This is a genomic window from Haloplanus ruber, assembly GCF_024494725.1.
GTDB classification, from domain to species: domain Archaea; phylum Halobacteriota; class Halobacteria; order Halobacteriales; family Haloferacaceae; genus Haloplanus; species Haloplanus ruber.
This window is the reverse complement of record NZ_JANHDK010000002.1, coordinates 278176-302319: the sequence shown is the minus strand read 5'-3', so window position 1 is coordinate 302319 and position 24144 is coordinate 278176. Positions and strand designations below refer to the sequence as shown.

The following is a 24144-nucleotide window of genomic DNA, read 5'->3' as shown; positions in this document are numbered from 1 at the left end:
CCTTCAGGAGCGCGTGACGTCCGTCTCGACGCGGTCGTAGCCCGCGAGTAGCGTCTCGAAGCTCCCACCGCTCTCCAGCACACCCTCCAGTTCCGCCGCGAGTTCGTCGACTGGGACCCGCACCTGGGCGGTGGTGTCCCGGTCGCGAACCGTCACCGTCGTCGGCGTCTCCTCGACGCTCTCGTGGTCGACGGTCACCGACAGCGGCGTGCCCACCTCGTCCTGCCGGCGGTAGCGCCGCCCGATGTTGCCGGAGTCGTCGTGGGCGACCGAGAGTCCCGCCGCCCGCAGGTCGGCCACGATGTCGTCGGCTACCTCCTCCAGTGCCGCGTCGCTCACGAGCGGGAAGACGGCCACGTCCGTCGGCGCCACCTCCGGCGACAGCGAGAGGTAGGTTCGCTCCTCGCCGTCGATCAGGTCGTGGCCGTAGCCGTGAGCGATCAGGGTGTAGACCGTCCGGTCGACGCCGAAGGAGGGTTCGACCACGTGGGGTGTGACGTGTTCGCCCGCCTCCGTCCGCTCCTCGATCCGGAAGTTCGCCACGTCGGTGTCGACGGTGACGGCCTCGCCGTCGACTTCGACGGTCACAGTCTCGCCCTCGAACGCCGACGGATCGCGCTCGGCGAGGGCGCGGAGCGCGTCCGCCACGTCACCGGCCCGCCCGCCGAACTCGGGGCCGAGGACGCTCATGTCGGGATCGGCGACCGCCCGCTCGACGGTTCTGGGTTCGTCGTACTGCTCGAAGACGGTGAAGTCGTCGTCGCCGTGGGCGGCGTGTTTCGAGAGGTCGTAGTCGCCGCGGTAGGCAAAGCCCGCAATCTCGATCCAGTCGCCCGCCGTGGGGTCCGCACTCGCGACCCCGCTCACCTCGCTCTCGGCGTCCCAGCAGTCCGCGGCGTAGTGGGCGCGCTCACCGGGCAGGTGCTGGCGGAAGCGAAAGCGGTCGCCGTCGACGCCGATCCGGTCGTACCACTCGCGGGCGACTCCCAGATAGTAGGCGACCCACTCGCTCGCGACGATTCCCTCCTCGACGGCCTCCGCGACCGTCGCCTCAACGTACTCGCCGTCGGGATCCTCCTGTTGGTCGGCGGGGTAGAGGCGCAGCGACACGTCCGCGACGCGGTCGAGTGGCGGGTCGTCGTCGTCGGGGTCGACGAACTGCTCCAGCTCCGCCTGTGTGAACTCGCGCGTGCGAACGATCCCTTTGCGGGGGCTGATCTCGTTGCGGTATGCCCGGCCGATCTGGGTCACCCCGAACGGGAGCTTGTTTCGCGCGTATTCCTTCAGCCGGGGGAACTCGACGAAGATGCCCTGGGCGGTCTCGGGGCGGAGATATCCCTGCTGACCCGACCCCGGCCCGATGGTCGTCGCGAACATGAGGTTGAACTCCTCGATGGACCGGCCGGCGAGCGCCGCCCCACAGGAGGGACAGGCGATTTCGTACTCGGCGACGAGTTCCTCGACCTCGGGGATCGGCAGGCTCTCGGCCTCCTCGACGTCGCTCGCGTCCTCGACTAAGTGGTCGGCGCGGTGGCTCTCACCGCACTCGCCACACTCGACGAGCATGTCGTCGAAGCCGTCGAGGTGACCCGAGGCCTCGAAGACGGGTTCGGGCATGATCGTCGGCGCCTCGATTTCGTCGTTGCCCTCGCGGACGGTAAAGCGGTCCCGCCACGCCGCCTCGACGTTGCGCTTGAGGGCGGCCCCCTCGGGTCCGAACGTGTAGAACCCGGCGACGCCGCCGTACGCCTCGTTCGAGCCGAAGAAGAAGCCGCGGCGCTTCGCGAGTTCGGTGATGGCGCGCGCGTCGCTCATACACCCTCCAGCAGGTCGACGTCCCGGACGATGCCGGCGAGCGTGCCGCCGTCGACCAGCGGCACCTGTTCGACGTCGTTCGAGAGCAGGACGCGAGCCACCTCCTTGGCCGTCCGGTGGCCCGACACCGTCACCAGTTCGTCGGTCATGAAGGTGCTGACGGGTTCGCGCGGGATTTCGACGTTCCGCGTGGGATAGTAGCGGTTCCCCACGGCCTTGATCCCCTCCCACATCCACTCGTCGTCCTGGTTGGCGATGCTCTCGCCGGTGTCGTCCTCGCCCTCGACGACACGGGCCACCTCGATGATGTCCACTTCGGTCAGCATCCCCGACATCTTGCCGTCGTCGTCGAGGACGACCGCGTAGGGGACGTTCGCGTAGTTGATCTCTCGCTCGGCGACCGGCAGCGGCGTCTCGTGGTAGACGGCGTTCACGTCGCGGGACGCCAGGGCACCCACCTCGGTCTCGCCGTCCACGTCGCCTCGGGCGATGGCCCGGACCACGTCCGTCACGGTGAGGATGCCCTCCAGTGTCCCGTCGACGACGGGGACTCGACGAGCGCCCTCGGCGGCCATCATGTGGGCCACCTCGACGAGGTCGGCGTCGGCCGTCGTCGTCGGCACCTCGCGCATCAACAGCGCGAGCTGGTCCTCGTCGGGATTTTCGATGAGGTCGTCCCGCGAGACCAGCCCGCGGTACACCTCGCCGTCGTCCGTCGGCTTGACGACGGGGATCGACGAGAAGCCCCGCTCCTGCAGATACTCGAGGGCGTCGTCCCGGGTTCCCGGGAGTTCGACCGTGACGACGTCCGCGCGGGGCGTCATCGCGTCGGCTACGTGCATGCTCCCCGTTCCGCCGCCCACCCTCTAATACTCTGCGAACACCGTCCCGCCGCCGCTCCCGTCTCGATCCCGCCCCCTGCCGTCGTATCGACGTGTTTATATGAGGGTGTGACCATGTGTCACACATGACGCCCGACGTGACGGCAGCAGGCGGGCAGGGTTCGGATGTCATGGCCGCGGTCGACGAGGGGACCGGGCTTCCGGAGTTCGTCATCGCCGACGTCTCCCGGGACGACGCCTGGATGTCCGTCCAACTCGCCGACGCCCCCGGACTCGACGACTGGCGGTAGCCGGCGCTTTACGGGCCACGATCCGGGACCGCGGGCTTTATTCGCTCGACCCACCCACGGAGAGACATGTCGCGTGACGCCCCCGGGAACGTCCTCTTCGTCGTCATGGACACCGTTCGGGCCGACCACCTGACGCCGTACGGCTACGACCGGCCGACCACGCCCGGCCTCGCGGAGTTCGCGACCGAGGCGGCCGTCTTCGAGGAAGCCGTCGCGCCCGCGCCTTGGACGCTTCCCGTCCACGCCTCCCTCTTTACCGGCCTCTACCCCAGTCAGCACGGCGCCGATCAGGAGAACCCCTATCTGGAGGGCGCGACCACGCTCGCCCAGACGCTCTCGGCCGCCGGCTACGACACCGCCTGTTACTCCTCGAACGCCTGGATCACCCCCTACACCCACCTCACCGACGGCTTCGACGCCCAGGATAACTTCTTCGAGGTGATGCCCGGCGACTTGCTCTCCGGCCCCCTCGCCCGCGCCTGGAAGACGATGAACGACAGTGACCGTCTCCGGACCCTCGCGGACAAACTCGTCTCCCTCGGCAACGTCGCTCACGAGTATCTGGCGGGCGGCGAGGGCGCCGACTCCAAGACCCCCGCCGTGATCGACCGGACGATGGAGTTCGTCGCGGACTCCGAGGACTGGTTCGCGTTCGTCAACCTGATGGACGCTCACCTCCCCTACCACCCGCCCGACGAGTTCGCCGACGAGTTCGCGCCCGGCGTCGACTCGACCGCCGTCTGCCAGAACTCCAAGGAGTTCAACGCGGGCGCTCGCGCCATCGACGACGACGAGTGGGCGGACATCCGCGACCTATACGACGCCGAGATTGCCCACATCGACGCTCAACTCACCCGTCTGTTCGACTGGCTCAAGGAGCGCGGCGAGTGGGAAGATACCACGGTGATCGTTGCGGCCGACCACGGCGAACTCCACGGTGAACACGACCTCTACGGCCACGAGTTCTGCCTCTACGACCCGCTGGTGAACGTCCCGCTCATGGTGAAACACCCCGACCTGTCCCCCGACCGACGGACGGACACCGTCGAACTCGTCGACCTGTATCACACCGTGCTCGACGCCCTCGATGTCGCGGGCGGTGAGCCTGCCGCCCCCGGCGAGACGGCCGTCGCCCGCGACCAGACCCGCTCGCTGCTCGCCGACGACTACCGCGCCTTCGACACCGTCGCCGACCCCGACCCCGGACAGGCGGCCGCGCCCGAGGGGGCGTTCGGCTTCGTCGAGTACTCCCGGCCGGTGGTCGAACTCAAGCAACTGGAGGAGAAGGCCGCGGCCGCCGGGATCGAAATCTCCGAGGACTCCCGGTTCTACGCCCGGATGCGCGCCGCGCGCCGGCCCGACGCGAAGTACGTCCGGATCGACCGTATCCCCGACGAGGCCTACCGCCTCGACTCCGATCCCGAGGAAACCACGGACCACGCCGCCGCTGTCGACGACGATTCCGCGATCCGTGCCGCCGAAAACACCCTCGCGGACTTCGAGTCGGCGGTCGGCGGCGCGTGGACCGGCACCGCCGACGCCGACGTGACCGACGACGCCGTCGCCGACATGGACGACGACGCCCAAGAGCGCCTGCGCGACCTGGGCTATCTAGAGTAGCGCCCGGCCGGTTCCGTCGGGATCACCGAGCGGTCACGCCTTGGTGGCGTGATCGTCGCCTTCGCGACGGTCGCTTCTCACTCCTCTCTGGCCTCGGACAGCCGACGGATCGCCGCGTCTGCGGCGTCGCTCACCGCCCGGTCCGGTTCGAGACGGAGGTCACGGAGGCGGAACTCCACTTCGGTCCCCGCGATCAACTCCGGCCGCTCGCCGGCGATGGCCGCCAATCCGCGGACTGCGTCCACCACGGCGTCCGGGTCGTCGCGGCCGAGTTCCGCGGTGAGCGTCGACACCTCCGCCGTCCCGACCTCGTCTATCGACGCCACCCCCAGGTGGTCGGTCACGTCGAACGCCGGGGCTGAATCGTCGTCGATCCGTGTGTCGGCGTCGGTCCCGTCGGGATCGGTGCCTGTCTCGCCGCCGTCCTCGGGAGTCATCTCCCCGTCGACCTCCGTCGTCCCCGCTTCGTCGGCCGGGCTGTCGGCGTCGGTTCCGTCGGAATCGGGATCGGTCTCGACACCGTCCTCAGAGGTACCGTCCTCGTCGCCCTCTGCCGTCCCCGGCCCCTCCGCCGGGTCGTCGGCGTCGGTTCCGTCGGGTGCGGTATCTGTCTCGACACCGTCCTCGGGCGCAACATCCTCGTCGACTTCTGGCGGTTCTGTCCCGTCCCCCAGGCTGTCGACGTCGGGACCGTCGGAATCGGCGCCGGTCTCGACATCACCGTTCGGAGGCATATCCTCGTCCACCTCCGGCGGCTCTGCCCCCTCCGCCGGACCGTCGACATCGGGTCCGCCGCGATCCGTGTTGGTCACTCCGTCGTCAACCGGCGGTGACTCTCGCTCGTCCTCGCCGCTGGGGTGGCGAGACACAGGGTCGCTCTCCCCGCCGACAGCCGACGCGACGTCGTCCGGCCGGTCGGCCGACGGATCCTCGTCGGTTCGACCTCTCGCCCCGTCGTCGGAGTCCGTGGCCGCCGCGTGCCCACCCGATCCACTCCTCGCGTTCGTCACGAGGCCGATGACGAGGGCAAGGCCGAGGACCAAGATGGCCACAACGATGGAGAGCGGCGACGAAAGCGGGACCAACCAGTCGACCCCTGCCCCGGACGAGGCTGTCGCCGTGGCACGGTCCACGTCGGCCGCGGCCGTCGTCGCCGTCGTCGCCGGAGTGCTCGCCGCGGGTGTCGACGTGGCGGCGGTGGTCGACGGCGCACTCGTCGCCGTCGGCGTCCCCCCCGCGTCTAGGGTCAGCGTCCGCTCGTGTTCCTGCCCGTCGACGTCGACGGCGCGGACGACGACGGTCGTTTCCCCCTCGGCGCGGCCGAGGCGTGCTCGTACGTCGACCCGTTCGGTCACCTCGCCGTCGTAGGCGGTGGCCGTCGAGACGGTGTTCCCGTCGGCGTCGAGCGTCTCGACGACGACCCGCCGGACCTGGCCGTCGGTGACCGTCCCCTCGACGGCGACGGCGTCGCCGTCGACCCGGGTCGCCTCGTCGTCGATGTCGATGGTCGGCACGATGTGGCCCCGGTAATCGAGCGGGACCGTCCACTCCCGGGTGTTGCCGGCCACGTCCGTCGCGACGAACGTAACCTCCTGTACGTCGCCTGTGAGACGGACGCGATCCTCGAAGGCCACCGAGAGCCGTTCGCGGGTCGGCTCCCGCGACGTTTCGGTCACCACCGACTTGCGGTCCCGGTCGACCCGCACGTCGAGCGACCGTACCTTCACCTCGTCCTCGACGACGCCCGCGATTTCGAGCGTGTTCCCGTTCCGCTCGAATCGGTCGAGGTCGATCGACGGCTGCGAGATGTCCTCGACTCTGATGGTGATGTCGTGCGTGGTTCGCTGTCCGTGGACGTCGCGGGTCTCGACGGTCAGATCGTTCTCTCCGAGACCAAACAGCATCGGCCGGGAGAAGTTGTCCCCGGGATCCGAGATGCGGTAGGTCTGCCGGTCACGCCGTGACCGGCCGCCGAACGTCCACTCGTAGTCTCGCTCGATCCGGACCAGTTGGACGCCGCTCTCGTCCGCGAGGTCGGCGGCGAGCGTCGTGTCCGCGTGATCGAGCACCACCGCCTCGGACGGCCGTCCTCGCTCGGTGGTGAACGGCGACGTGTAACTCACGCGCGGGCCGTCCGAGTCTTTCCGAATCGTCGCCGTCCACTCGGTCGTCCCCGATCCCTCGGCGACGACTCGTACCTCGTGTTCCCCGTCGTCGATGTCGAGTGTCACCTGTTCCGAGACCGACTCGGCGTCCGGCTGGAACGAGTGGCGGGTCTCGCCATCGACCTCGACCGCTATCGACGCGACGGCCGACTCGCCGCTTGCCTCGACGCGGAGCCGCGGGTCGTCGGTGACGGTGACCGTCGCCCCGTCGTCGACGCTTGCCCCATCCACCCTGACATCGAGCGTGGGTGCGGCCGCGACTGTCGACGCCATCCCCGAGATGACGAGCAACACGATCACTCCCGTCGCTACGACGCGTCTCCGGGTCCCTCTCCCCATACCATATCGGTGTAGAATTGACTACGGTAAGTGTTCCGGAGACGTGAACCTCACGGCCCGAGGCGAGTGAGTCTCCGGAAGCCGTGGTCGGGCGACACCGAGTCGAGCGTGTCCCGACGTACTCCCCGAACGAACAGATTGCAAGAACCGGTACGGCTTTGACGCTGCCGAAACTTGTCCAGGCTATGAGAGGAAAGCGAGTCCTCGTGACGGGCGGGGCGGGGTTCATCGGCTCGAATCTGGCGAATCATCTCGCCGCCGACAACGACGTAATCGCGCTCGACGACTGTCACCTCGGGACGCCGGAGAATCTCGACGGCGTCGACGCCGAAGGCAACGCCAGTGGGCCGGTCGAGTTTGTCGACGGGAGCGTCCTCGACGACGACCTGCCGACGGACGTCGACGTCGTCTTTCACCTCGCGGCCTACTCCTCGTATACGATGGTCGAGGAGCACAAACGCGAGGCCACGCGGGTCAACGTCGAGGGGTTCGTCAACACGGTCGAACAGGCCCGCCGCGACGGCTGTGACACCGTCGTCTACGCCACCACTTCCTCCATCTACGGGTCTCGAACCGAACCGTCGCCCGAGGATATGGACATCGAGGCACGCACCTGCTACGAGGCGTCGAAGCTCGCGCGCGAGCAGTACGGTGAGTACTTCGGCAACCACTACGACATGACCCTCGCTGGCCTGCGATTTTTCTCGGTCTACCAGGGCTACGGCGGCGCGGAGGAACACAAAGGCGAGTACGCGAACACGGTGGCGCAGTTCGCCGACGCCATCGCCTCGGGCGAGTCGCCCGAACTGTTCGGCGACGGCACGCAGACCCGCGATTTCACCCACGTCGACGACGTGGTGCGGGCCACCGAACTCGCCGCCGACCACGAACTCGACGGTATCTACAACGTCGGCACCGGCGAGAGCTACACGTTCAACTCGATGGTCGAGATGATCAACGACGAACTCGGGACCGATATCGACCCCCAGTACATCGAGAATCCGCTCGACGTCTACGTCCACGATACGATGGCAGACGCCACGAAGCTTCACGAGGCGACCGGCTGGGAGCCCGCTGTCGACTTCGAGGACGGCGTCGCGCGTGTGTGCGCGGCGTACAAGGAATAGAGAACGCTCACGTAATAGAGAACGCTCACGTTTCGGTCCCCCGAACACCTCAAGACCTATGTTGTTTGACTGTTTCGACATAGACGACCACCGATGCCAGATGAGGCCCGGAGAGAACGCCGAGACTCGCGCTCGGAACGAGCGACGTCCGAGTCCCGAAGTCGCTCGACGCGTCGGCTCGTTGCGACGCTGATCGCCTCGCTGTTGGTGCTTTCCGCTGGCTGTGCCGGCATCGCTTCCGACGACCAGCCGGGGACGGAGACGTCGACTGCGACTCCAAGCGGTACCTCATCGACCTCCCAGTCCGGCAGTTCGACGTCGGCGCCGACCGAGTCCATGTCGGGTGCTGGGGGACAGTCCGGTTCCGGGGCCGAATCGACGGGACAACTTGACGACGACGGGCTCTCCGCGGAACGCGAACGGCTCGTCGGCACCGACCCGACCAATCCCGACACGGACGGTGACGGTCTCAACGACGGCAAAGAGGTGGAACTCGGCACCGATCCGCTGGTCGCCGATACGGACGGCGACGGACTCGAGGACGGTCGAGAGCGGGAACTCGGTACCGACCCCCTACTGGTCGATACCGACGATGACAAACTCGACGACGCGGCCGAACTCGACGGTCGGACCGATCCGCTGGTCGCGGACACGGACGGCGACGGCGTCCTCGACGGGCGGGAAATCGAAGCGGGATTGAACCCCACCCTCGCCGACACCGATGAGGACGGCCTCAACGACAGCGCCGAACTACAGCGGGGAACCGATCCGCTGTCCGTCGACACGGACGACGACGGAATTCGTGACGGGCGCGAAGTGACGCTGGGAACGGATCCGCTGACTGTCGATACGGATGGGGACGGCCTCGACGATAACACCGAAATCACGGGACCGACCAACGCGACGATGAACGACACCGACGAGGACGCGCTCGACGACGGGCGCGAACTCGAACTCGGCACGAACGCCACCAACCCCGACACGGACGGCGACTCGCTGTTGGACGGCTGGGAGGTGCGGGGCGAGACGCCGGGCGGCGCCGACCTGCCCGGCGCGGACCCCCTGGCGATGGATCTCTACGTTCTCGTCTCTCACTCCGAGGAGGCGTGGCGGTTCCGGGACAGCGAACGGACGACCATCCGCGCGGCGTTCAAGAACATGAACGTCGAGAATCCAGACGGAACGACGGGTATCGACGTGCACTTCGCTAGTGGTGGGTCAGTCCCGATGGAGCGTGAGTTTTCTCATGGAGTCACAGCGCAGTGGGCTGCTCGGCTGAACTCAACGACTGACACGATGGGTTCCCGCAAGGAAGTCTATCACCACGTGATACTCGCGCGACTACACGATGAAGAGATCAACTACGATGGATGGGCCGAGACGCCCGGACGCGTGGTGTTAGTCGACGAGGACCAGAGGGCTCCGCGGGGAGGAACCATCCCATACCGTGACCGACTCATTATCCGCGGACTCCTGCAGAATATTCTGGGAGAACCGGACCCACAGTACAAGCCTCCTGATCCGGAAGACGATATTTCGGACAGGTCTACGAAAAGTGGGTGGACCCGCTACGAACCGGATGACCCTCGGGCCCACGAGTACCTCCCGCAGCACTTCGCGGACCAACTCGAACGAGAGGGGTACGCGACCTCACCAGTTCGCTCTCGATAATCGGAGCTGTCCTCGGCATCAGAACCGCTGGCTTATCTTCTAATCTCGGCTCGCTAACGTCTATCTCAGCAGTACTCCTCCTTATCATTATCTTGATTCACGCGGACGCCACAAAATTCTCTGTTGATAATTGCGCCCGCGAGCATATATTTCGGGACCGTTGAGTCCGTCGTGATTCCAAATGGTGGACATCTACGCCGTGGCGAGCGGAAAACGCGGTGTCGGGAAAACCGTCACCGTCGCGGCGCTCGGCGACGCACTCGCCGATGCCGGGCACGCCGTCCTGTTAGTCGATTTTGACCTCACGAGTCCCGATCTGGGAGCGTATCTCGGCCTTGACGCGGACGAACCGACGGTTCACGACGTCCTCGCCGGGGACGTATCCCTCGACGACGCCGTGTGTTCGACGCCGACGGGCGTTTCACTCCTGTCGGGTTCACGAACGGCGGACGCGTTCGCGACCGTCGATCCGTCGGGATTGCACGAACTCGCCGAACGAGTCGAAACGTTCGACGTCGTCCTTCTCGATACAGGTCGCCCGACTGCGCCGGATACGAGCGTGGCACTCGACGCCGCCGACGGAACTCTCGTCGTCTCGACGCCGGGACGTATCGCCCGACAGGACTCCGCGATCCTCCTCGAACACCTAGACGACCGGGGCAACGAACCCATCGGGACCGTCTTGACGCGTGTCGAGGATGGGTCCGATCCCGAACCGCTCGACCGTGACGCCCCGGAAATCGGTCGGATCCCGGAGATAGACGGCGATCAGTCGGATCTCTCCTTCCTGAGTAACGCGCCCGAACACCCGCTGTCGCTGGCTGCCGAGGACCTTGCGACGAGCCTGATCGATTCTCCCAAGACGGCGCTCGGAACCGACGACGGAGCGGTCGCCGAGGGCGAGACGCCCGTCCACGAACTCGAAGCGTCGCTCGCCGGGGACGCGGTGACGGATGGATCGGGCGGCGACTCGTCGGACGGAGCCGACGCCGATACGGCACCTGCCGGGCGGGGTACCGCGTCCACAGACGGCGAGCCGTCCGCGGGGCCAGACGAGGACTCCGCGCCCCTCCTGACTACCCGTCGCGCCCTCGTAACGCTCGTCATGGGGATCGTGGGTGCGTTCTCGACCGGTCTTCTCGGCCCGAGCGACGTCGAGAACGCGGCGCCGACCGAATCGGTTCCCGACGTCGAGGGCTTCGGATACGGAGGGACGCCGCTCACGAACAACGGCGGGACGGCAACGACCGAATCGCCGACCGCGACGGCGACCCGGACCGCCACCTCCATCGCGGCGAACGACGAAACCGCGACCCCGACGGCGACTGCGACCGAATCCGCGGCGACGACGCCAACCGACACGGTGACCGCGATACCAACCGACACGTCGACGGCGACGCCAACCAAAACGCCAACGCCAACACCTACGCCCGATTCGCCGTCCCCCGCCGCTGCAGTCGGTGGTGGTGGCGGTGGTGGTGGCTCGTCACAGACCACCTCGACTCCTACACCTACTAGTACGCCGACAGAGACTCCTACTAGTACGCCGACGGAGACTCCTACCAGTACACCGACGGAGACACCCACCAGCACGCCGACGGAGACTCCTACCAGCACCCCAACGCCGACGCCAACAGAGACTCCTACCAGTACACCAACGGAGACTCCTACCAGTACACCAACGGAGACTCCTACCAGTACACCAACGCCGACGCCAACAGAGACTCCTACCAGCACCCCAACGCCGACGCCAACAGAGACTCCTACCAGCACCCCAACGCCGACGCCAACAGAGACTCCTACCAGCACCCCAACGCCGACGCCAACAGAGACTCCTACCAGCACCCCAACGCCAACGCCGACGCCGACGGAGACCCCTACCAGCACGCCAACGCCGACAGAGACTCCTACCAGCACTCCAACACCAACAGAGACACCCACCAGCACGCCAACTCCGGTTCCGGACGACGATGTGGACGACTACGGCGAGTTCGGGTACGGCGAGGGCGGATACGGCGGCACAGTTTAGTCGCTCAGATCCCGTTCCAACAACCGGACGAGTTCGGGGAGTCGATCCAGCGACCGAGGCCGCCGAAGTCGCCGAATCCTTGCCGTACCCGCGAGCGTCCCGCAGGCGCTCAGGTGGCTGGCCGCCCTGTCCGCGTTCGTGTCGTCGTACAGGGAGTACGAGGCCCGCAACAGTGCGAACACGGCGGCCCCGTTCGGTAGCGGATCGACGCCGAACGCCTCGTCGTCCGCCAGCAGGTAGACCCGCTCGATCCGCCGTGCTCCGTCCGAGAAGCGGTCGTCGTCGACCGCGATTCTTCCTTCAACCTCGTCGCCCCCCAGCGACAGCGAGTTGGCGACCACGGGAGCCACCCCGAGCGACGGAACTCCCGGCGGGACACACGGCCCGCAGTCACCGGAGTCGACCGCCACGGTGTCGTCGGCGTGAACGACGTGCCCCGCGGCAGAACACGCCGCGGCCACCGTCGACTTCCCCCGCCCGGACGGGCCGGCCACCGCGACGAGGCTATCCCCGATCACGACCGCGCTGGCGTGCAATACTAGGTGTTCCCGCTGGACGAGCACCGACTGCATCCCCGGTCCGAGGAGCAGTCGCTCGACTGCCGCTCGCGCGGCGGCCGGTGCCGGGTCGACGACGATGTCACGTCCCTCTCGAATCCGAAGCGTGCCGACACCCTCGTAGAACCAGTAGAGTGCATCGGGTGTTCGGAGGGTGGTGAATCCTCGGTCGTCGTCCGCGTGGATCGTCGTCGACTCCTCCGTGACGCCTTCGGGGCGCTGGGGTAACGCTCCGGTTTCGACGATCACGTCCGGCTCGGCGGACTGTCCCTCGACGGGCGAAAGCTGCGAGAGCGGCCACGCCGACGCGACCGAGAGCCCGAACGCCTCGTATCTGTCTCGCCCGGGGTTCGTCACGACCGCGTCCTCGTTTCGCTCTTACCGGCCCCAGTCGTCGTCATCGTCGTCCCCCCAACCCCAGTCCCAGTCGTCGTGGTCGTCATCTCCCCAGCCCCAGTCCCAGCCGTCGTCATCCCATTTCGTCGTGTGATCGTTTCCCGCTGGTGACTGGTTCCACGTGTCGGTCACCTCATCGATGTCGCCGAGTTCGACGACCTCCGGCGACTCGTATTGCTTCATGCTCGCGTGTTTTCGTGAAGTCAGTGATGTACCTTTTCGCCCATCTATCACTGCTGATTGCCAACCCGAGTCGCGGACAGATGGATATGACACCCCGATAGATTGTCGAACAGGCGTCACGTTCAAATCGGTGGGTGTCGTGGCTGATCGTATGCCCGTCACGAAACGCCGTCGGTTCGTTCATATCCACGTCGCGTGGATGCTGGCCGCGGCGCTCGTGCTCACACTCTTGGAGTCGCTTACGTACGAACTATTTTTTATCGTCTCGCTCATCGGCCTGTTGATCGCCGTCGAACTGACCGCGCCGTTCAGGGTGACACCCCGCTGGCGCCGACGGTTGCGCTGGGTGGTCCTGCTCGGGCTTGCCGGCTTCGGCTACATTCTCCTCCGGCGCCTGCTGGCCTTGCTCCCGCCCGAGGTGTTCTGATGGTCCGACTTCAGGGCGTTCCGGGCATGCTCGCGGTTGGACTGGCCGTTGCCCTCCTCGTCACCGGCGGGTGGGCGGTGTCCGTCTCCGACGACGCCTTCGGCGCGTACAACCCGGGCTGGTCGGGTACGTCGGAGCTTCGGAGCGAGGTCGGTGCGGCCGAGACGTCGCTCTTGCTCGCTCCCCGGATGACAGCCTACGACGGCGTCGCGCCTGAGGGCACTGTCGCCATCGTCCTCTCGCCCGACGAGCCGTACAGTGACGCGGAGGCGACACGACTCCGACGGTTCGTTCGTGCGGGCGGGACGCTCGTCGTCGCGGAGGACTTCGGCCCGCAGACGAACCCGCTGCTCCAGCGAATCGGCGCCAGCGCCCGCGTCGACGGCCGGCCGGTGCGCGACGAGCGACACTACTACCGATCGCCGAATATCACGGCCGCGACCGGTGTCAGGGATGCCGGCCCGACGGCTGGCGTCGACGAACTCGTCTTGAATCACGGCACCGCTCTCCGCCCCGGCGACGCGAACGTTCTCGTCGAAACATCGCCGTTCGCGTACGTCGACGCGAACGGGAACGAACGACTCGACGGCACCGAGTCGCTGCGGCGCTACCCCGTCGTCACCGTCGAACAGGTCGGGGAGGGGCAGGCTATCGTCGTCGCCGACTCCAGTCTCTTCATCAACGCCATGCTCGAACACGAGGGAAACCGACGTTTCGTTCGTGGACTCGTCGACGGTGCCAGGACGACGGTCCTCGATTACTCGCACACGAGCGGGCTTCCCTTGCTCGCCAGCGCGACGCTCGCGCTCCAGCAGAGCCCTGGCCTGTTGGTTCTCGTCGGGGTCGGTCTCCTGGTGATTCTGCTGGCCGTGAACACACGGTTCGTCAGGGATCGCCTGTCGAGGTCGCGGTCGAAATCGAGAGACCCGACGGCTGCCTCACGCGACCGCCTCCGCCGTGGGCTCGCCCGTCGACATCCCGACTGGAATAACGAGGTTCTGACACGTCTGGTGGCAGGAGTTATCACTGATGGTGAACAAGAGACACTTGAGTCGACCAATGACAACAGAGGAGACAATGGGTGACCCCGCTGCGTTGTTCGACGGGATACGAACCGAAGCGGGGCAGGTGCTCGTCGGCAACAGGGAGATCCTGGAGGGGCTCACTATCGCGCTGTTCACGCGGGGACACGTCCTGCTCGAAGGCGTCCCGGGGGTGGCCAAGACGACGATAGCGACCCTCTTTGCGCGCACGCTCGGGTTCGACTATCGCCGCATCCAGATGACCCCAGACCTTCTTCCGGCGGACATCACGGGGACCCGGATCTATCGCGCCGAAACGGGGGAGTTCGATCTGCAGAAGGGGCCGATCTTCTCGAATCTCGTCGTCGTCGACGAGATCAACCGCGCGACGCCGAAGACACAGAGCGCGCTGCTCGAAGCCATGCAGGAGGGACAGGTGACCATCGAGGGCGAGACTCACGACCTCCCGGAGCCGTTCATGGTCGTGGCGACCCAGAACCCAATCGAGATGGAGGGCACGTTCGGCCTGCCGGAGGCCCAGCGCGACCGCTTTCTGGCGAAGCTCCGGGTCGGAATTCCGGATCGATCGCTCGAAACCGAACTGCTCGACGCGTTCGACGCCGACCCCGCCCAAGACTCCGACGACGTCACGCCCGTCGTCGACGCCGACGGCATCCTCGCCGCCCAGCGAGCCGTCGACGACGTGTTTCTGAACGCGGAGGTCCGGGACTACGTTCTCGACATCGTCGAGCGGACACGAGAGAGCGCCGACGTCGCCTACGGGGCCTCTCCCCGTGCTGCCATCGCCCTGCTCCAGGCCTCGAAGGCCCGCGCCGCGATCCGAGGGCGCAGTTACGCCATCCCCGACGATCCGAAGGCCTTGGCCGAGCCGGTGTTGGCCCACCGACTCGTCCTCTCGACGGACGCGGAACTGAGCGACGTCGCGCCCCGGGCGGTCATCCGGAACGTTCTCGCCGACGTGACGCCGCCGGATGCGAGTGCGGACTACACGCACGCTAGCGCGGAAACCACCGCTGCGACCCCCGTCGGCGACGGCGGCGACGCCCCCGACGACGCCGACGGGACCGACGACTGATCCTCGTGTCACCCAGCCGACCCCCATCCCGATCGGCATCCGACCGCTCCGGTAGTGACACGAACGACCGATGACCGACACGCGCCAGAGGGCGGCCGTCGTGATCGGGGTACTGTTGCTCGTCACGCCGGTCGTGATGCCCGCGACGACACCTGTGACCGCCGAGACTACCGAGCCAGCCGCCGACCCGACGGCGGCACAGATGCAGTCGACGAACAACTCGACGACGGTGCATCAGAACCCAGACAACGTGCGTGCGCGTGGCAACCTCACGGCCGTCCAATCTTGGCTCGGCGACCGGATCGGGACGACGCTTGCGGACTGCGCCCGCCGGACTGACCCTGCGGCCAACGGTACCTGTGCCGCTCTCACCGAGGGCGGCGCGTATTCGTCTCTCGCGGCGCGATACTCCAACGTGGCGCGACTGACCGGCGATCCCGGCGATGACGCGGCGAGTCGCGTACTGAACCGGACGGCCGAACACCAGTTCGCGTTCGTCCGGGCGGTCGTTCGCTACCGTTCGACGCTCGAAACCTACCGTCGGGTGCGCCAGCAGGGTCGGGTTCGGCGGGCACAGGCGCTCGCCCGCCGCGTCTCACAGCAGGGTGACGCCGTCGTGGCCGCGGGCGACCGGGTTATATCCGACTATCGGATCCTCGCCGGCAACAGCACCATCCCCGTTTCCCGTGCCCGTTCGATCACGTCGTCGACGATGTCGAACGCCTCCGCGACGACCGAGGAGGTCCGAACCGCGTCGTTCAACCCGCCCCGACTCGTTCTCTCCCGGAACGTGACCCCGGCGTCGTTCGACGATCCGGCCGTCGTCCGTGGACGACTGTCCGACCCCGACGACGGACGCCCGCTGTCGGACCGCTCCATCGTCGTTCAGACCCCCGAGATGACCCTTCGAACCGAAACGAACGCGAACGGAACGTTCAACGTCACCTACCGGCCGACCGCGGCACCCGTCGGGAACGCGACGGTCGTCGTCCGGTACCGTCCCCGCGACGACTCCGAATACACGCCGGTCGAGAACCGAACCAACGTCTCGGTCCGGCCGACCGAGGCGACCCTGCAGTTGAACGAGACGACCTCCACGGTCGGGTTCGGCGACGAACTGCGGGTCCGCGGGCGACTCGGCGCTGGCGGCGTCGGCGCGCCGAACGCCTCCGTGATCGTCTCGGTCGACGGGACTCCCTTGGCCACGACGGAAACCAACGAGACGGGGAGATTCGTGGCGACGGGACAAGTTCCCGCGGCCGTCCCCTCCGGATCGTCGTCACTCACCGTCTCGCTGGCGCCGGGCGACCGCGCGCTCCGGGCCGATCCGGTATCCCGTTCCGTCGAGGTGGAGCGGACGACTCCGCGACTCTTCGCCGGTACCGAACGCCTCGACGCCGATACTGCTCGGATCTTTGGCGCCATGCGAGTCGGGACGACGCGCGTCTCCAATGCGAGTCTGGAGATTCGCCGCGACGGGAACCCCATCACGACTGTCTCGCTCTCCGACGAAGGCACCTTCGAGCGCAACGTCTCGCTTCTCGATCTCCCTGCGAACGGGACGGCGGTACTGACGGTCGTCTACGATCCCCCGGGCGGCAATCTCGAACCGGTCGAACTTCGGGCGGGCGTCGGACCCGTCTCGACGGGCTTACCGGAGATACCCCCCGCTAGTGAGGTCGTCGCCGACCGCATCCAACCGCTGTTGCGCCTCGATCCCGTGCCCTTCGCCGTCGGCTCGCTCGCTGTCCTCCTCATCTTTCTCGTCGCGTCGGGGGCGGCCCTCCGGGGCCGTGGTCGTCTCCGATTTGGCGGCATGAGCCGACGTATCGGCGCCGTAGGATCGTTGCTCGGACACGACTCCGGTAGTGCTGGGACGGACTGGCCGGCCGAGATGCCGTCTCCCGCGACGGAGCGCGGAGGCGACGGCGACACCGCTGACGCCGACGTAGACCAGGAGGAAACATTCATGCAGGCGGCTCACTCCCGGTTCAACGACGGACGGACGGACGACGCCGTCATCGTCGCTTACGGTGCGGTCAGGCACCACTTGCAGTCGCGACTCGGCGTCGACCCGTCACTCACACACTGGGAACTTCTGACCGTCCACCGAGACGCGCTCGCCGACGACCAGCGCGAGGCGCTCGAACGACTCACCGCGGCCTATGAGAGTGCGGCGTTCTCACCCGCTCGGAGCACGGTTGAGACAGCTCATGCTGCCCTCGATAGCGCAGCACACGTTCTCGGGCGGGAACGTGTCTCTGATCGAACGTCCCATGCGGATGATTGATATCGATCACGGGACAGTGTCGAGCTGTCTCGATCACGGGCGACCAATTTTTGTCGCTCGTCTGAATAGTGGGCGTTGATGAGTGCAGATCACGACGCCGACCGTCGAGCCCCTCCGGTCGATCTTGTGGGTCTTGTGATCTTCGTCGTTCTCGCTGTTGCCCTCTCATTGCTTCCGGGAATACGTGGAACGACGCTAAGCACTTTGATCACTCTCCCGATCATGCTGTTCGCCCCCGGTTACGTCGTTGTCGCGGTGCTCTTTCCCGCGGCCAGTAGTCACGCTGGAGAGAGCGCACCGGATGTCGACGAAACGACGACCGATCTCGGCAGTCGTGGGATGAGCGGCTCCAAGCGGGCCGCCCTTTCATTCGGCGCGAGTCTCGCTATCGTTGTCGCCACCGATCTGATACTGAGCCTCATCCCAGGAGCAAGCCGTCTCGTTTCAACCGTGGCTCCGATCGGTGCGCTCACACTTGCGTTGGCGTATCTCGCAGCCCGCCGCCGAACCGCTCTCGACCCTTCGGACAGATTGCACATCCCGTACGAGCGATGGATCGAGCGGGCCCGTTCGACGCTACTTGAACCGGACACGCGAACCGACCTCGCACTTAATATCCTGGTGGTGGTGAGTGTCATCTTGGCCCTCGGAAGCGTCGGCTACGCGGTCGGCGCCCCACGACAGGCCGGGACATTCTCCGAGTTCTACATCTTAACAGAAGACGAGAGCGGCGAGCTTGTTGCCGACGACTACCCGACGGAGTTCACTGCCGGCGAGTCTCAGCAGTTGATCGTCGGCGTCGGCAACTACGAGTACGAAACGGTTACCTACACCGTGGTCAGCGAACTTCAACGCGTCCGCATCGAAGACAACTCGACGCGTGTGCTTGAAGTCGAACCGTTAGAGCAGTTTTCGTCGACGGTGCCCCATAACAAAAGTTGGCACTACCGACACCGCTTCACCCCGACGATGACGGGCGAACGTCTCCGGTTGACCTACATGTTGTACAGAGGCGATCTGCCCGCTGAGCCGACGACCGACAACGCGTACCGCGAGGTCCACCTCTGGGTGAACGTGACCGCGCCGACGAACGGGACGGCCGAGCCCTCGGTCCGTCCCGAGGGGCTGTCACCGGCTGTGGCATCGACGACACGGGAGCCACGAACGACGGCGTGACGACACCTGATTCCCTCTGTATCTCCCGATAGACTCCATTCCCACCACAATTATCAACTATCACGTCGACCAACACGTCACCGTCGACCACGCACCTATGGATCTGCCAGAACAGTCGTTGACTCGACGTGAATATGTCGCCATCGCGGTCGCAGCGGCTTCCGTCGCCGCCTACACGAGCGTCTCCGAGCCGTCGGAGTCCGGATTGTCGGCTTTCAGTGGAGAGACAGGGACCTACGGCGTCGACGGCTACGGTACGGGAGGATACGGCGAGTGACGGCGCTGCTCGGGCGTCTCACCACCGGCAGGTGACGAGCGTCCGCCCCCCGTCCTCGGTCGTTTCGACGGTGACCGGTCGGTCGAGGCTGTAGGCGATTCCCGTCCCGAGAAACGACGCGACCGGGTGATCGAACGCGGCGACGTCGTCGTAGGCGCTTCCCCGGATCACGAGTGTGATCCGCCCGCCGTCGGCGTCGATCTCCGGCTCCGCCCCGTCGACGACTTCGAACTGTTCGACGAGCGCGTCGGCCAACTGCGCCCCGAGATCAGCCGGCGTCTCGGCGATGCCCCCGACTGCAGTCTCGAACTCCTGGACTATGCGAGCGGCGGTCGGCCGCACCGCGATCCCTCGCCGCGTCCGCGACTCGGGCAGGACAAACAGCGAGGTCAACTCCTCGCTCGCCGGGAGCTCGTAACTCGACGACTGCGGAACGAACAGCCGGACCGGAACCCCATCGCCCGCCCCGCCATCGACGGGCACGTAGACGTTCGTCTCCCGGAGTCCGAGTTCGGCCCGTAAGCGTTCGCCCGTGTCGGCGACCGACCCGTAGACCGAGCGCCCGACCGTCGTGGTGACGAGTCGCTCGGGCGTGAGAAACCACGTCATCGCGCCGCCGAAGAGTCCGATCGCCCCCAAAATGAAGAGGAGTTCGGTCCCGATGGGCAACACGAGTCCTCCGAGGACCGCGAGGACGCCGAGCGCGAGTAGTGCCGCCGCAGAACGCCGGTACTCCGCCTGCTGTGCGCGGGCGTACTCCTCCCGGAGCCGTCGATTCTCGGCCCGAAGTTCCTCCACGAGTGCCGTCAGTTCCGCCTCGTCGAACTCCGAGAGCGAGGGCTTCTGATCCGGGCGACGCTCCCCCGGGTCGCGGGCCGACGCGTTCCCGTCTCCCCGCTCGCGTGTCGTCTCCTCTTGACTACTCATTGACGGACACCTCGACTGAGTCGTTCATGGTTCATCCTCCGGAGTTCCCGTGTCGCGGTCGGCGCCCGGCCAGTCGCTCTCCCCGACGGGACCGGTATCGCCGGCCGTCGCGGTGTCGATCGTCCCGAAACGAAAGCGCTCGTACCGGTGGAGGGCGTACGCCAGCCCCGCGAGGAGGGCGGCCGCGCCGAGTCCAAGCCCCCGTACGGCGACGACTTGAGTCGCGGCGAGTATTCCCCCGGCGACGACGAACAGGGCCAAGAACAGGGCGACGGCGCCAATCGAGTCCCAGGTGCGAGCCAAGTCGACGGCCAGCAAGCCGCCAAGCCCCGAGAGCGTCAGGACCGTCCCGAGTGAGAGCGGATCACCGAGGCCGGCGACGGCGAGGACGCCCGTCGCGAACACGAACTCCACTCGGAGGAACAGCCAGAGGACGACGAGGACGACGCCGGCGAGGACGCCGAGACGCTCGCCTTGAAGCAGAAGGCCGGCGAGGGCGACGAGCACGGCGAGCAGTTCCGGTACCCGCTGTGAACGCTCCTCCAGTCGGCTGATCGGGCTGTAGTGATCGGTTGACCGCGCCGTCTCACTCATCGACATCTCCTCCCTCGTTCGAACGCATCGGATCGTCGCCGTACGCGAGCCCCTGCCGTGGGTTCTCGCCGTACTCCTGGTATCGGCGGCTCGCGCGTGCGACGTCGCGGCTCCGCTCCCGGCGGGTCAGCGCGCCGTGTCGGTCGATTACCGCGTCAAGACGGTCGCCGGGCGCCACCTCGAACGCCGAGACGCGGTCCATCCGGGCGAGCGACGCACGGAACTCCTCGAACGTCAGGTAGCGGTCGTACGCCTGATCTAGGTCGTCGAGCCCTCCCGGCTCGTAGAGCACCGACGGGGCGAGAAAGACGAGCACTTGACCGCCGTTCCGGCGGGCGAGTTTGATCGCTTCGCGGACCTCCGTGGGGTTGGAGTCGTCGGTGAGCAGAACCGTCCAAGCGCCGCCCCCGAGACGGGAGTGGGCGAGTTGCATCGTCCGAAAGAGCGGACGCTCGCGCAGTCGGCGCACGTACGTCGTCGTCGTCTCGAAGTACGGCCGAAGCGTGGTGCCGAGCGCCGACCCGTCGTCGAGGCGCGAGGCCCTGTTCCGCGCCCGACTCGGCGAGACGTCGTCGCTCCCGCTCCGCTCGGCGTTCGACTCGGTCGGTTCGATGTTCTCGACGAGCCCTCGGATCGGATCGTAGGACTCGATGCCTGCTGTCGGCTTCCGGGTCGTCGTCGTCCCCTCGTCGCCGACGGTGTACAGCCCCAGCGGGTCGCCGAAGCTCGCGGCGGCGTTGATAAACGAGTGGGCGATACCGCGCAGGTAGTCGAGTTTGCTCTCGTCGTTCAGCCCCACTCCCATCGTCGCCCGGTGGTCGACCACGAGCACCGTCTCGTGGGTCGTCGTGAGTTCGAACTCCCGGATGTGCGGGTGGTTGAGACGCGCCGTCGCCTTCCAGTCGATGCGTGCCAGTTCGTCGCCTGGGGCGTACTCCCGCACCTCGTACGGTTCCAGTCCCGAGCCGGTGGTGTCGGAGCGGTGCTCGCCGTAGCGGCTGGTGAGTGGACTGCCACCCTCGCCGACGTGGAGGTTCCGCGGAGCACGGGGGCGGACGGTCACTTCGGCCGCCGTCGAGGTCCAGATGGTGGTATCGAAAAGACCGCCGGCGGCCCGGATTGCGACGCGTGGCGGGCCGAGCATCAGGTCACCCACCAGTGGACTCGTCACCTCGAACGTCGTGTCGACGGATCGGTCGCCCGCCTCGAGTGACACCGTCGGTGACGGCTCGGAACACTCGGCGCTCGGTGGGAGGGTCGGATCGACGCTCACGCCGAACGGAAGCGCTTCGTCGAGATGCGCCTGCAGGCGGACGAGAACGGGTTCGCCCACGGCGACGCGCTCCCGGAGTGTCCCGACCGAGAGGTCACTCGCGGCGAGCGTTCGAAGCGTTCGGAGAAACGCGACTTGGTTAGCGAGGAGCCACACGCCGAGCGTGACGCCGCCGGCGAGGAGAATCGGATTGGAGGCGGCGACGCCGAGAGCGGTGAGGCCGCCGGTAAGGGTAACGGTACTCCAGTACCGGCGCGTAGCTCGCATGTAATCGTATCATACCCCCGACCATTATAAAACACCGCGACGGGCGCCAGAAGACTGTCCAAAGGCCATCCTCAGATGGCGGAGATTTCGCACAATTGTTCGCCAATCAAGTCAGTCGTGAACCGCGGCACAAATCATTTTTCTACCCGATAGTCTTACACACCCGGATCACGGCTCGAACTGGACGCTTTCCGTCGATCTGTGGGGGTCGCGAACAGTCACCGTTGAGTCGAAGCAATACAAGAAGGACTGTGTGGGCCAACATGGACCGAGTGTGATACTGTGCGTTGCTGAGCGAACAAGAAACGTCATTCATAGGCGGCACGTGGGAACCGTCTTCAACGCAGTTCGTCCCGCACAATCATACCTCCGAACCACCAAATCCGACTAAAGCAGGAATGATCGTGGCAGATAGTTCAAAGTGAGGCCCCGATGGCGATAATAAAGCTGAACTAGTTATGTATAACCAATCTTCATGCATAGAAGTAGTTGATGTTAGGAGAACTCCATGACCCATCGATATCCGTGTTCTAATTTGTTATGACATTAAGAACAATCGTGGAATGGAGTCTCTGACTATCCCAAGATAGGCTAACCAACGGGATACACAAGTGTCTGTGGCTTAATAAGTTAATCTAAATATCCTAGTGCTTCCAGCTGCTCCTCAGAAACCTCCTGAGCCGCTTCAACTCCATTCAATTTGATACTGGGGTTAACTGTGTTCGTATCTGTTGCTTCAGTTTGAACCCATGGCACCCGTTTTAATCTTGGATGGGGCAATCCTGGTATGTGTGAATAGATTCCCTGCCTTCCAAATAGTTCTCCATGATCTGCAGTTATCACAACATCTCCGTCTGCATTTTTCAATAGCCTCTCAACATGGTCAAGCACGTATCGAAGATTGTCGATATAGGATTCCCAAACTTTCTCTTTTTCAGACTTAGTCTTTAGGAAACGAAACGGATATTTCTCATATTCGTTCAATTCAGGATACTCTTTTGATGTGGAAAAATACGGTGCGTGTGGTTGCATATAGTGTGCGACGACCCGGTCAAAGTCGCTGTTTCTGGCTGCCTTCACAGTATGGTCTGTCACAGTACCAGGCTTCTGTGTTGACTGAAACTTATCATTTGAGTCCGCGTCAGCCCAGAGTGGCTCAATATGTGCAAAGTCTTCTGCCCGGACAGTTCCGTAATTGATTAGTCTATCTCCCAAGCTTGATTGCTGTATACGTGTGTTCTTAATTGCTCCATATTGAAGCTTCTCTCGGTCTCCTGTGAGCACATTAGAAAATGTATTAGCGGTTATATACGCGGTGTTCGATATCTCCTCCTCGTATTCCCGGACGAACGTCTTTTGCATCCACTCCATTGAAGTACTTCCTACTGACCATATTTGATCAACATCCTGCAAGAACTCGTATTCTGATTCAACCTCGCGTAGTGCGTCCGTCCGACACGCATCAAGTATTATCAAAATATCCCAGTCCGATTCGAAAATATTAGTTCCAATTGTCTGTCTTGAAGTAATTGATAGCCATGCAATCAAATAGGCGGCGTATAGTTCCCTTAATTTTTCTTTCATTTTGTAAGTAAAGTGCTGCTTGTTTGATCGTTCGGTGGCGAGGCCGTCTGACACTCGCTATAGTACATCAACAAAGTAAGTACACTACAAACAAATAAATTTGTAGTTAAAGTATCCCATCTAGGCTATTCAAGCGGATTGCTTCTGCCATCTGAAACTTACTTCACTTCCCATGAA

The 24144-nt window shown here is 65.3% G+C and carries 20 protein-coding genes; 11 read left to right on the top strand and 9 right to left on the bottom strand.

Annotated features, from left to right (window positions below):
* Nucleotides 1–3: 3 nt before the first annotated feature.
* A complete protein-coding gene (glyS, locus tag NO878_RS09610; RefSeq protein WP_256405772.1) occupies nucleotides 4–1815 on the bottom strand; it encodes a glycine--tRNA ligase in 1812 nt (603 codons plus the stop codon).
* Entirely contained in the window at nucleotides 1812–2657 is an 846-nt protein-coding gene (locus NO878_RS09605; RefSeq protein WP_256405771.1) for a CBS domain-containing protein, read from the bottom strand. Before NO878_RS09605 ends, glyS begins: the two co-directional genes overlap by 4 nt.
* A gap of 125 nt (nucleotides 2658–2782) precedes the next feature.
* On the opposite strand from NO878_RS09605, the gene NO878_RS09600 reads away from it, so the two are divergent.
* Complete coding sequence (locus NO878_RS09600) at nucleotides 2783–2947, top strand: DUF7556 family protein (protein WP_256405770.1); 165 nt, start codon at nucleotides 2783–2785, stop codon at nucleotides 2945–2947.
* A gap of 66 nt (nucleotides 2948–3013) precedes the next feature.
* The gene (locus NO878_RS09595) at nucleotides 3014–4567 is read left to right on the top strand and encodes a sulfatase (RefSeq protein ID WP_256405769.1); all 1554 of its coding nucleotides are present in this window, start codon (nucleotides 3014–3016) and stop codon (nucleotides 4565–4567) included.
* A gap of 77 nt (nucleotides 4568–4644) precedes the next feature.
* On the opposite strand, the gene NO878_RS09590 is transcribed toward NO878_RS09595, so the two are convergent.
* Nucleotides 4645–7071, bottom strand: coding sequence for an MSCRAMM family adhesin SdrC (locus tag NO878_RS09590; RefSeq protein WP_256405768.1), 2427 nt, complete (start codon nucleotides 7069–7071; stop codon nucleotides 4645–4647).
* Between the two features lie 185 nt (nucleotides 7072–7256).
* On the opposite strand from NO878_RS09590, the gene NO878_RS09585 reads away from it, so the two are divergent.
* The 3 genes from NO878_RS09585 to NO878_RS09575 all read left to right on the top strand — a co-directional run bounded on the left by NO878_RS09585 (nucleotide 7257) and on the right by NO878_RS09575 (nucleotide 11898).
* Nucleotides 7257–8198, top strand: coding sequence for an NAD-dependent epimerase/dehydratase family protein (locus tag NO878_RS09585; RefSeq protein ID WP_256405767.1), 942 nt, complete (start codon nucleotides 7257–7259; stop codon nucleotides 8196–8198).
* A gap of 93 nt (nucleotides 8199–8291) precedes the next feature.
* Nucleotides 8292–9869, top strand: coding sequence for a thrombospondin type 3 repeat-containing protein (locus tag NO878_RS09580; RefSeq protein WP_256405766.1), 1578 nt, complete (start codon nucleotides 8292–8294; stop codon nucleotides 9867–9869).
* A 181-nt stretch (nucleotides 9870–10050) separates the two neighbouring features.
* Nucleotides 10051–11898, top strand: coding sequence for a MinD/ParA family ATP-binding protein (locus tag NO878_RS09575; protein WP_256405765.1), 1848 nt, complete (start codon nucleotides 10051–10053; stop codon nucleotides 11896–11898).
* On the opposite strand, the gene NO878_RS09570 is transcribed toward NO878_RS09575, so the two are convergent.
* Both NO878_RS09570 and NO878_RS09565 read right to left on the bottom strand, forming a co-directional pair.
* Nucleotides 11895–12812 (bottom strand): phosphoenolpyruvate carboxykinase (ATP), encoded by a 918-nt coding sequence (locus NO878_RS09570; RefSeq protein ID WP_256405764.1) that lies wholly within the window; start codon nucleotides 12810–12812, stop codon nucleotides 11895–11897. The two genes, NO878_RS09575 and NO878_RS09570, sit on opposite strands and share 4 nt — an antisense overlap.
* A 21-nt stretch (nucleotides 12813–12833) precedes the next feature.
* A complete protein-coding gene (locus NO878_RS09565) occupies nucleotides 12834–13034 on the bottom strand; it encodes a lasso RiPP family leader peptide-containing protein (protein WP_256405763.1) in 201 nt (66 codons plus the stop codon).
* A 151-nt stretch (nucleotides 13035–13185) separates the two neighbouring features.
* Here NO878_RS09565 and NO878_RS09560 point away from each other — a divergent pair, with 151 nt between their 5' ends.
* The 6 genes from NO878_RS09560 (at nucleotide 13186) to NO878_RS09535 (ending at nucleotide 19322) form a co-directional block, all read left to right on the top strand.
* Nucleotides 13186–13461 (top strand): DUF8044 family membrane protein, encoded by a 276-nt coding sequence (locus tag NO878_RS09560; RefSeq protein ID WP_256405762.1) that lies wholly within the window; start codon nucleotides 13186–13188, stop codon nucleotides 13459–13461.
* Entirely contained in the window at nucleotides 13461–14546 is a 1086-nt protein-coding gene (locus NO878_RS09555) for a DUF4350 domain-containing protein (RefSeq protein ID WP_256405761.1), read from the top strand. The genes NO878_RS09560 and NO878_RS09555 overlap by 1 nt, the downstream gene beginning before the upstream one ends.
* Entirely contained in the window at nucleotides 14539–15579 is a 1041-nt protein-coding gene (locus NO878_RS09550; protein WP_256405760.1) for an AAA family ATPase, read from the top strand. Before NO878_RS09555 ends, NO878_RS09550 begins: the two co-directional genes overlap by 8 nt.
* Nucleotides 15580–15649: 70 nt before the next feature.
* Nucleotides 15650–17869, top strand: a complete 2220-nt coding sequence (locus tag NO878_RS09545; RefSeq protein ID WP_256405759.1) for a carboxypeptidase-like regulatory domain-containing protein — start codon at nucleotides 15650–15652, stop codon at nucleotides 17867–17869.
* 78 nt (nucleotides 17870–17947) lie between these two features.
* Nucleotides 17948–19045 (top strand): DUF1616 domain-containing protein, encoded by a 1098-nt coding sequence (locus tag NO878_RS09540; protein ID WP_256405758.1) that lies wholly within the window; start codon nucleotides 17948–17950, stop codon nucleotides 19043–19045.
* A gap of 97 nt (nucleotides 19046–19142) precedes the next feature.
* Nucleotides 19143–19322: a hypothetical protein gene (locus NO878_RS09535; protein ID WP_256405757.1), complete on the top strand. Its 180-nt coding sequence runs from the start codon at nucleotides 19143–19145 to the stop codon at nucleotides 19320–19322.
* Nucleotides 19323–19340: 18 nt separating this feature from the next.
* Here NO878_RS09535 and NO878_RS09530 read toward each other — a convergent pair whose 3' ends face one another.
* The 4 genes from NO878_RS09530 to NO878_RS09515 all read right to left on the bottom strand — a co-directional run bounded on the left by NO878_RS09530 (nucleotide 19341) and on the right by NO878_RS09515 (nucleotide 24021).
* Complete coding sequence (locus tag NO878_RS09530) at nucleotides 19341–20249, bottom strand: DUF7982 domain-containing protein (RefSeq protein WP_256405756.1); 909 nt, start codon at nucleotides 20247–20249, stop codon at nucleotides 19341–19343.
* A gap of 24 nt (nucleotides 20250–20273) precedes the next feature.
* Entirely contained in the window at nucleotides 20274–20843 is a 570-nt protein-coding gene (locus NO878_RS09525; RefSeq protein ID WP_256405755.1) for a DUF8163 family membrane protein, read from the bottom strand.
* On the bottom strand, nucleotides 20836–22383 hold the full coding sequence (locus tag NO878_RS09520) for a DUF58 domain-containing protein (protein ID WP_256405754.1): 1548 nt from the start codon (nucleotides 22381–22383) through the stop codon (nucleotides 20836–20838). Before NO878_RS09520 ends, NO878_RS09525 begins: the two co-directional genes overlap by 8 nt.
* A 630-nt stretch (nucleotides 22384–23013) precedes the next feature.
* The gene (locus NO878_RS09515) at nucleotides 23014–24021 is read right to left on the bottom strand and encodes an LTA synthase family protein (RefSeq protein ID WP_256405753.1); all 1008 of its coding nucleotides are present in this window, start codon (nucleotides 24019–24021) and stop codon (nucleotides 23014–23016) included.
* Nucleotides 24022–24144 lie beyond the last annotated feature (123 nt).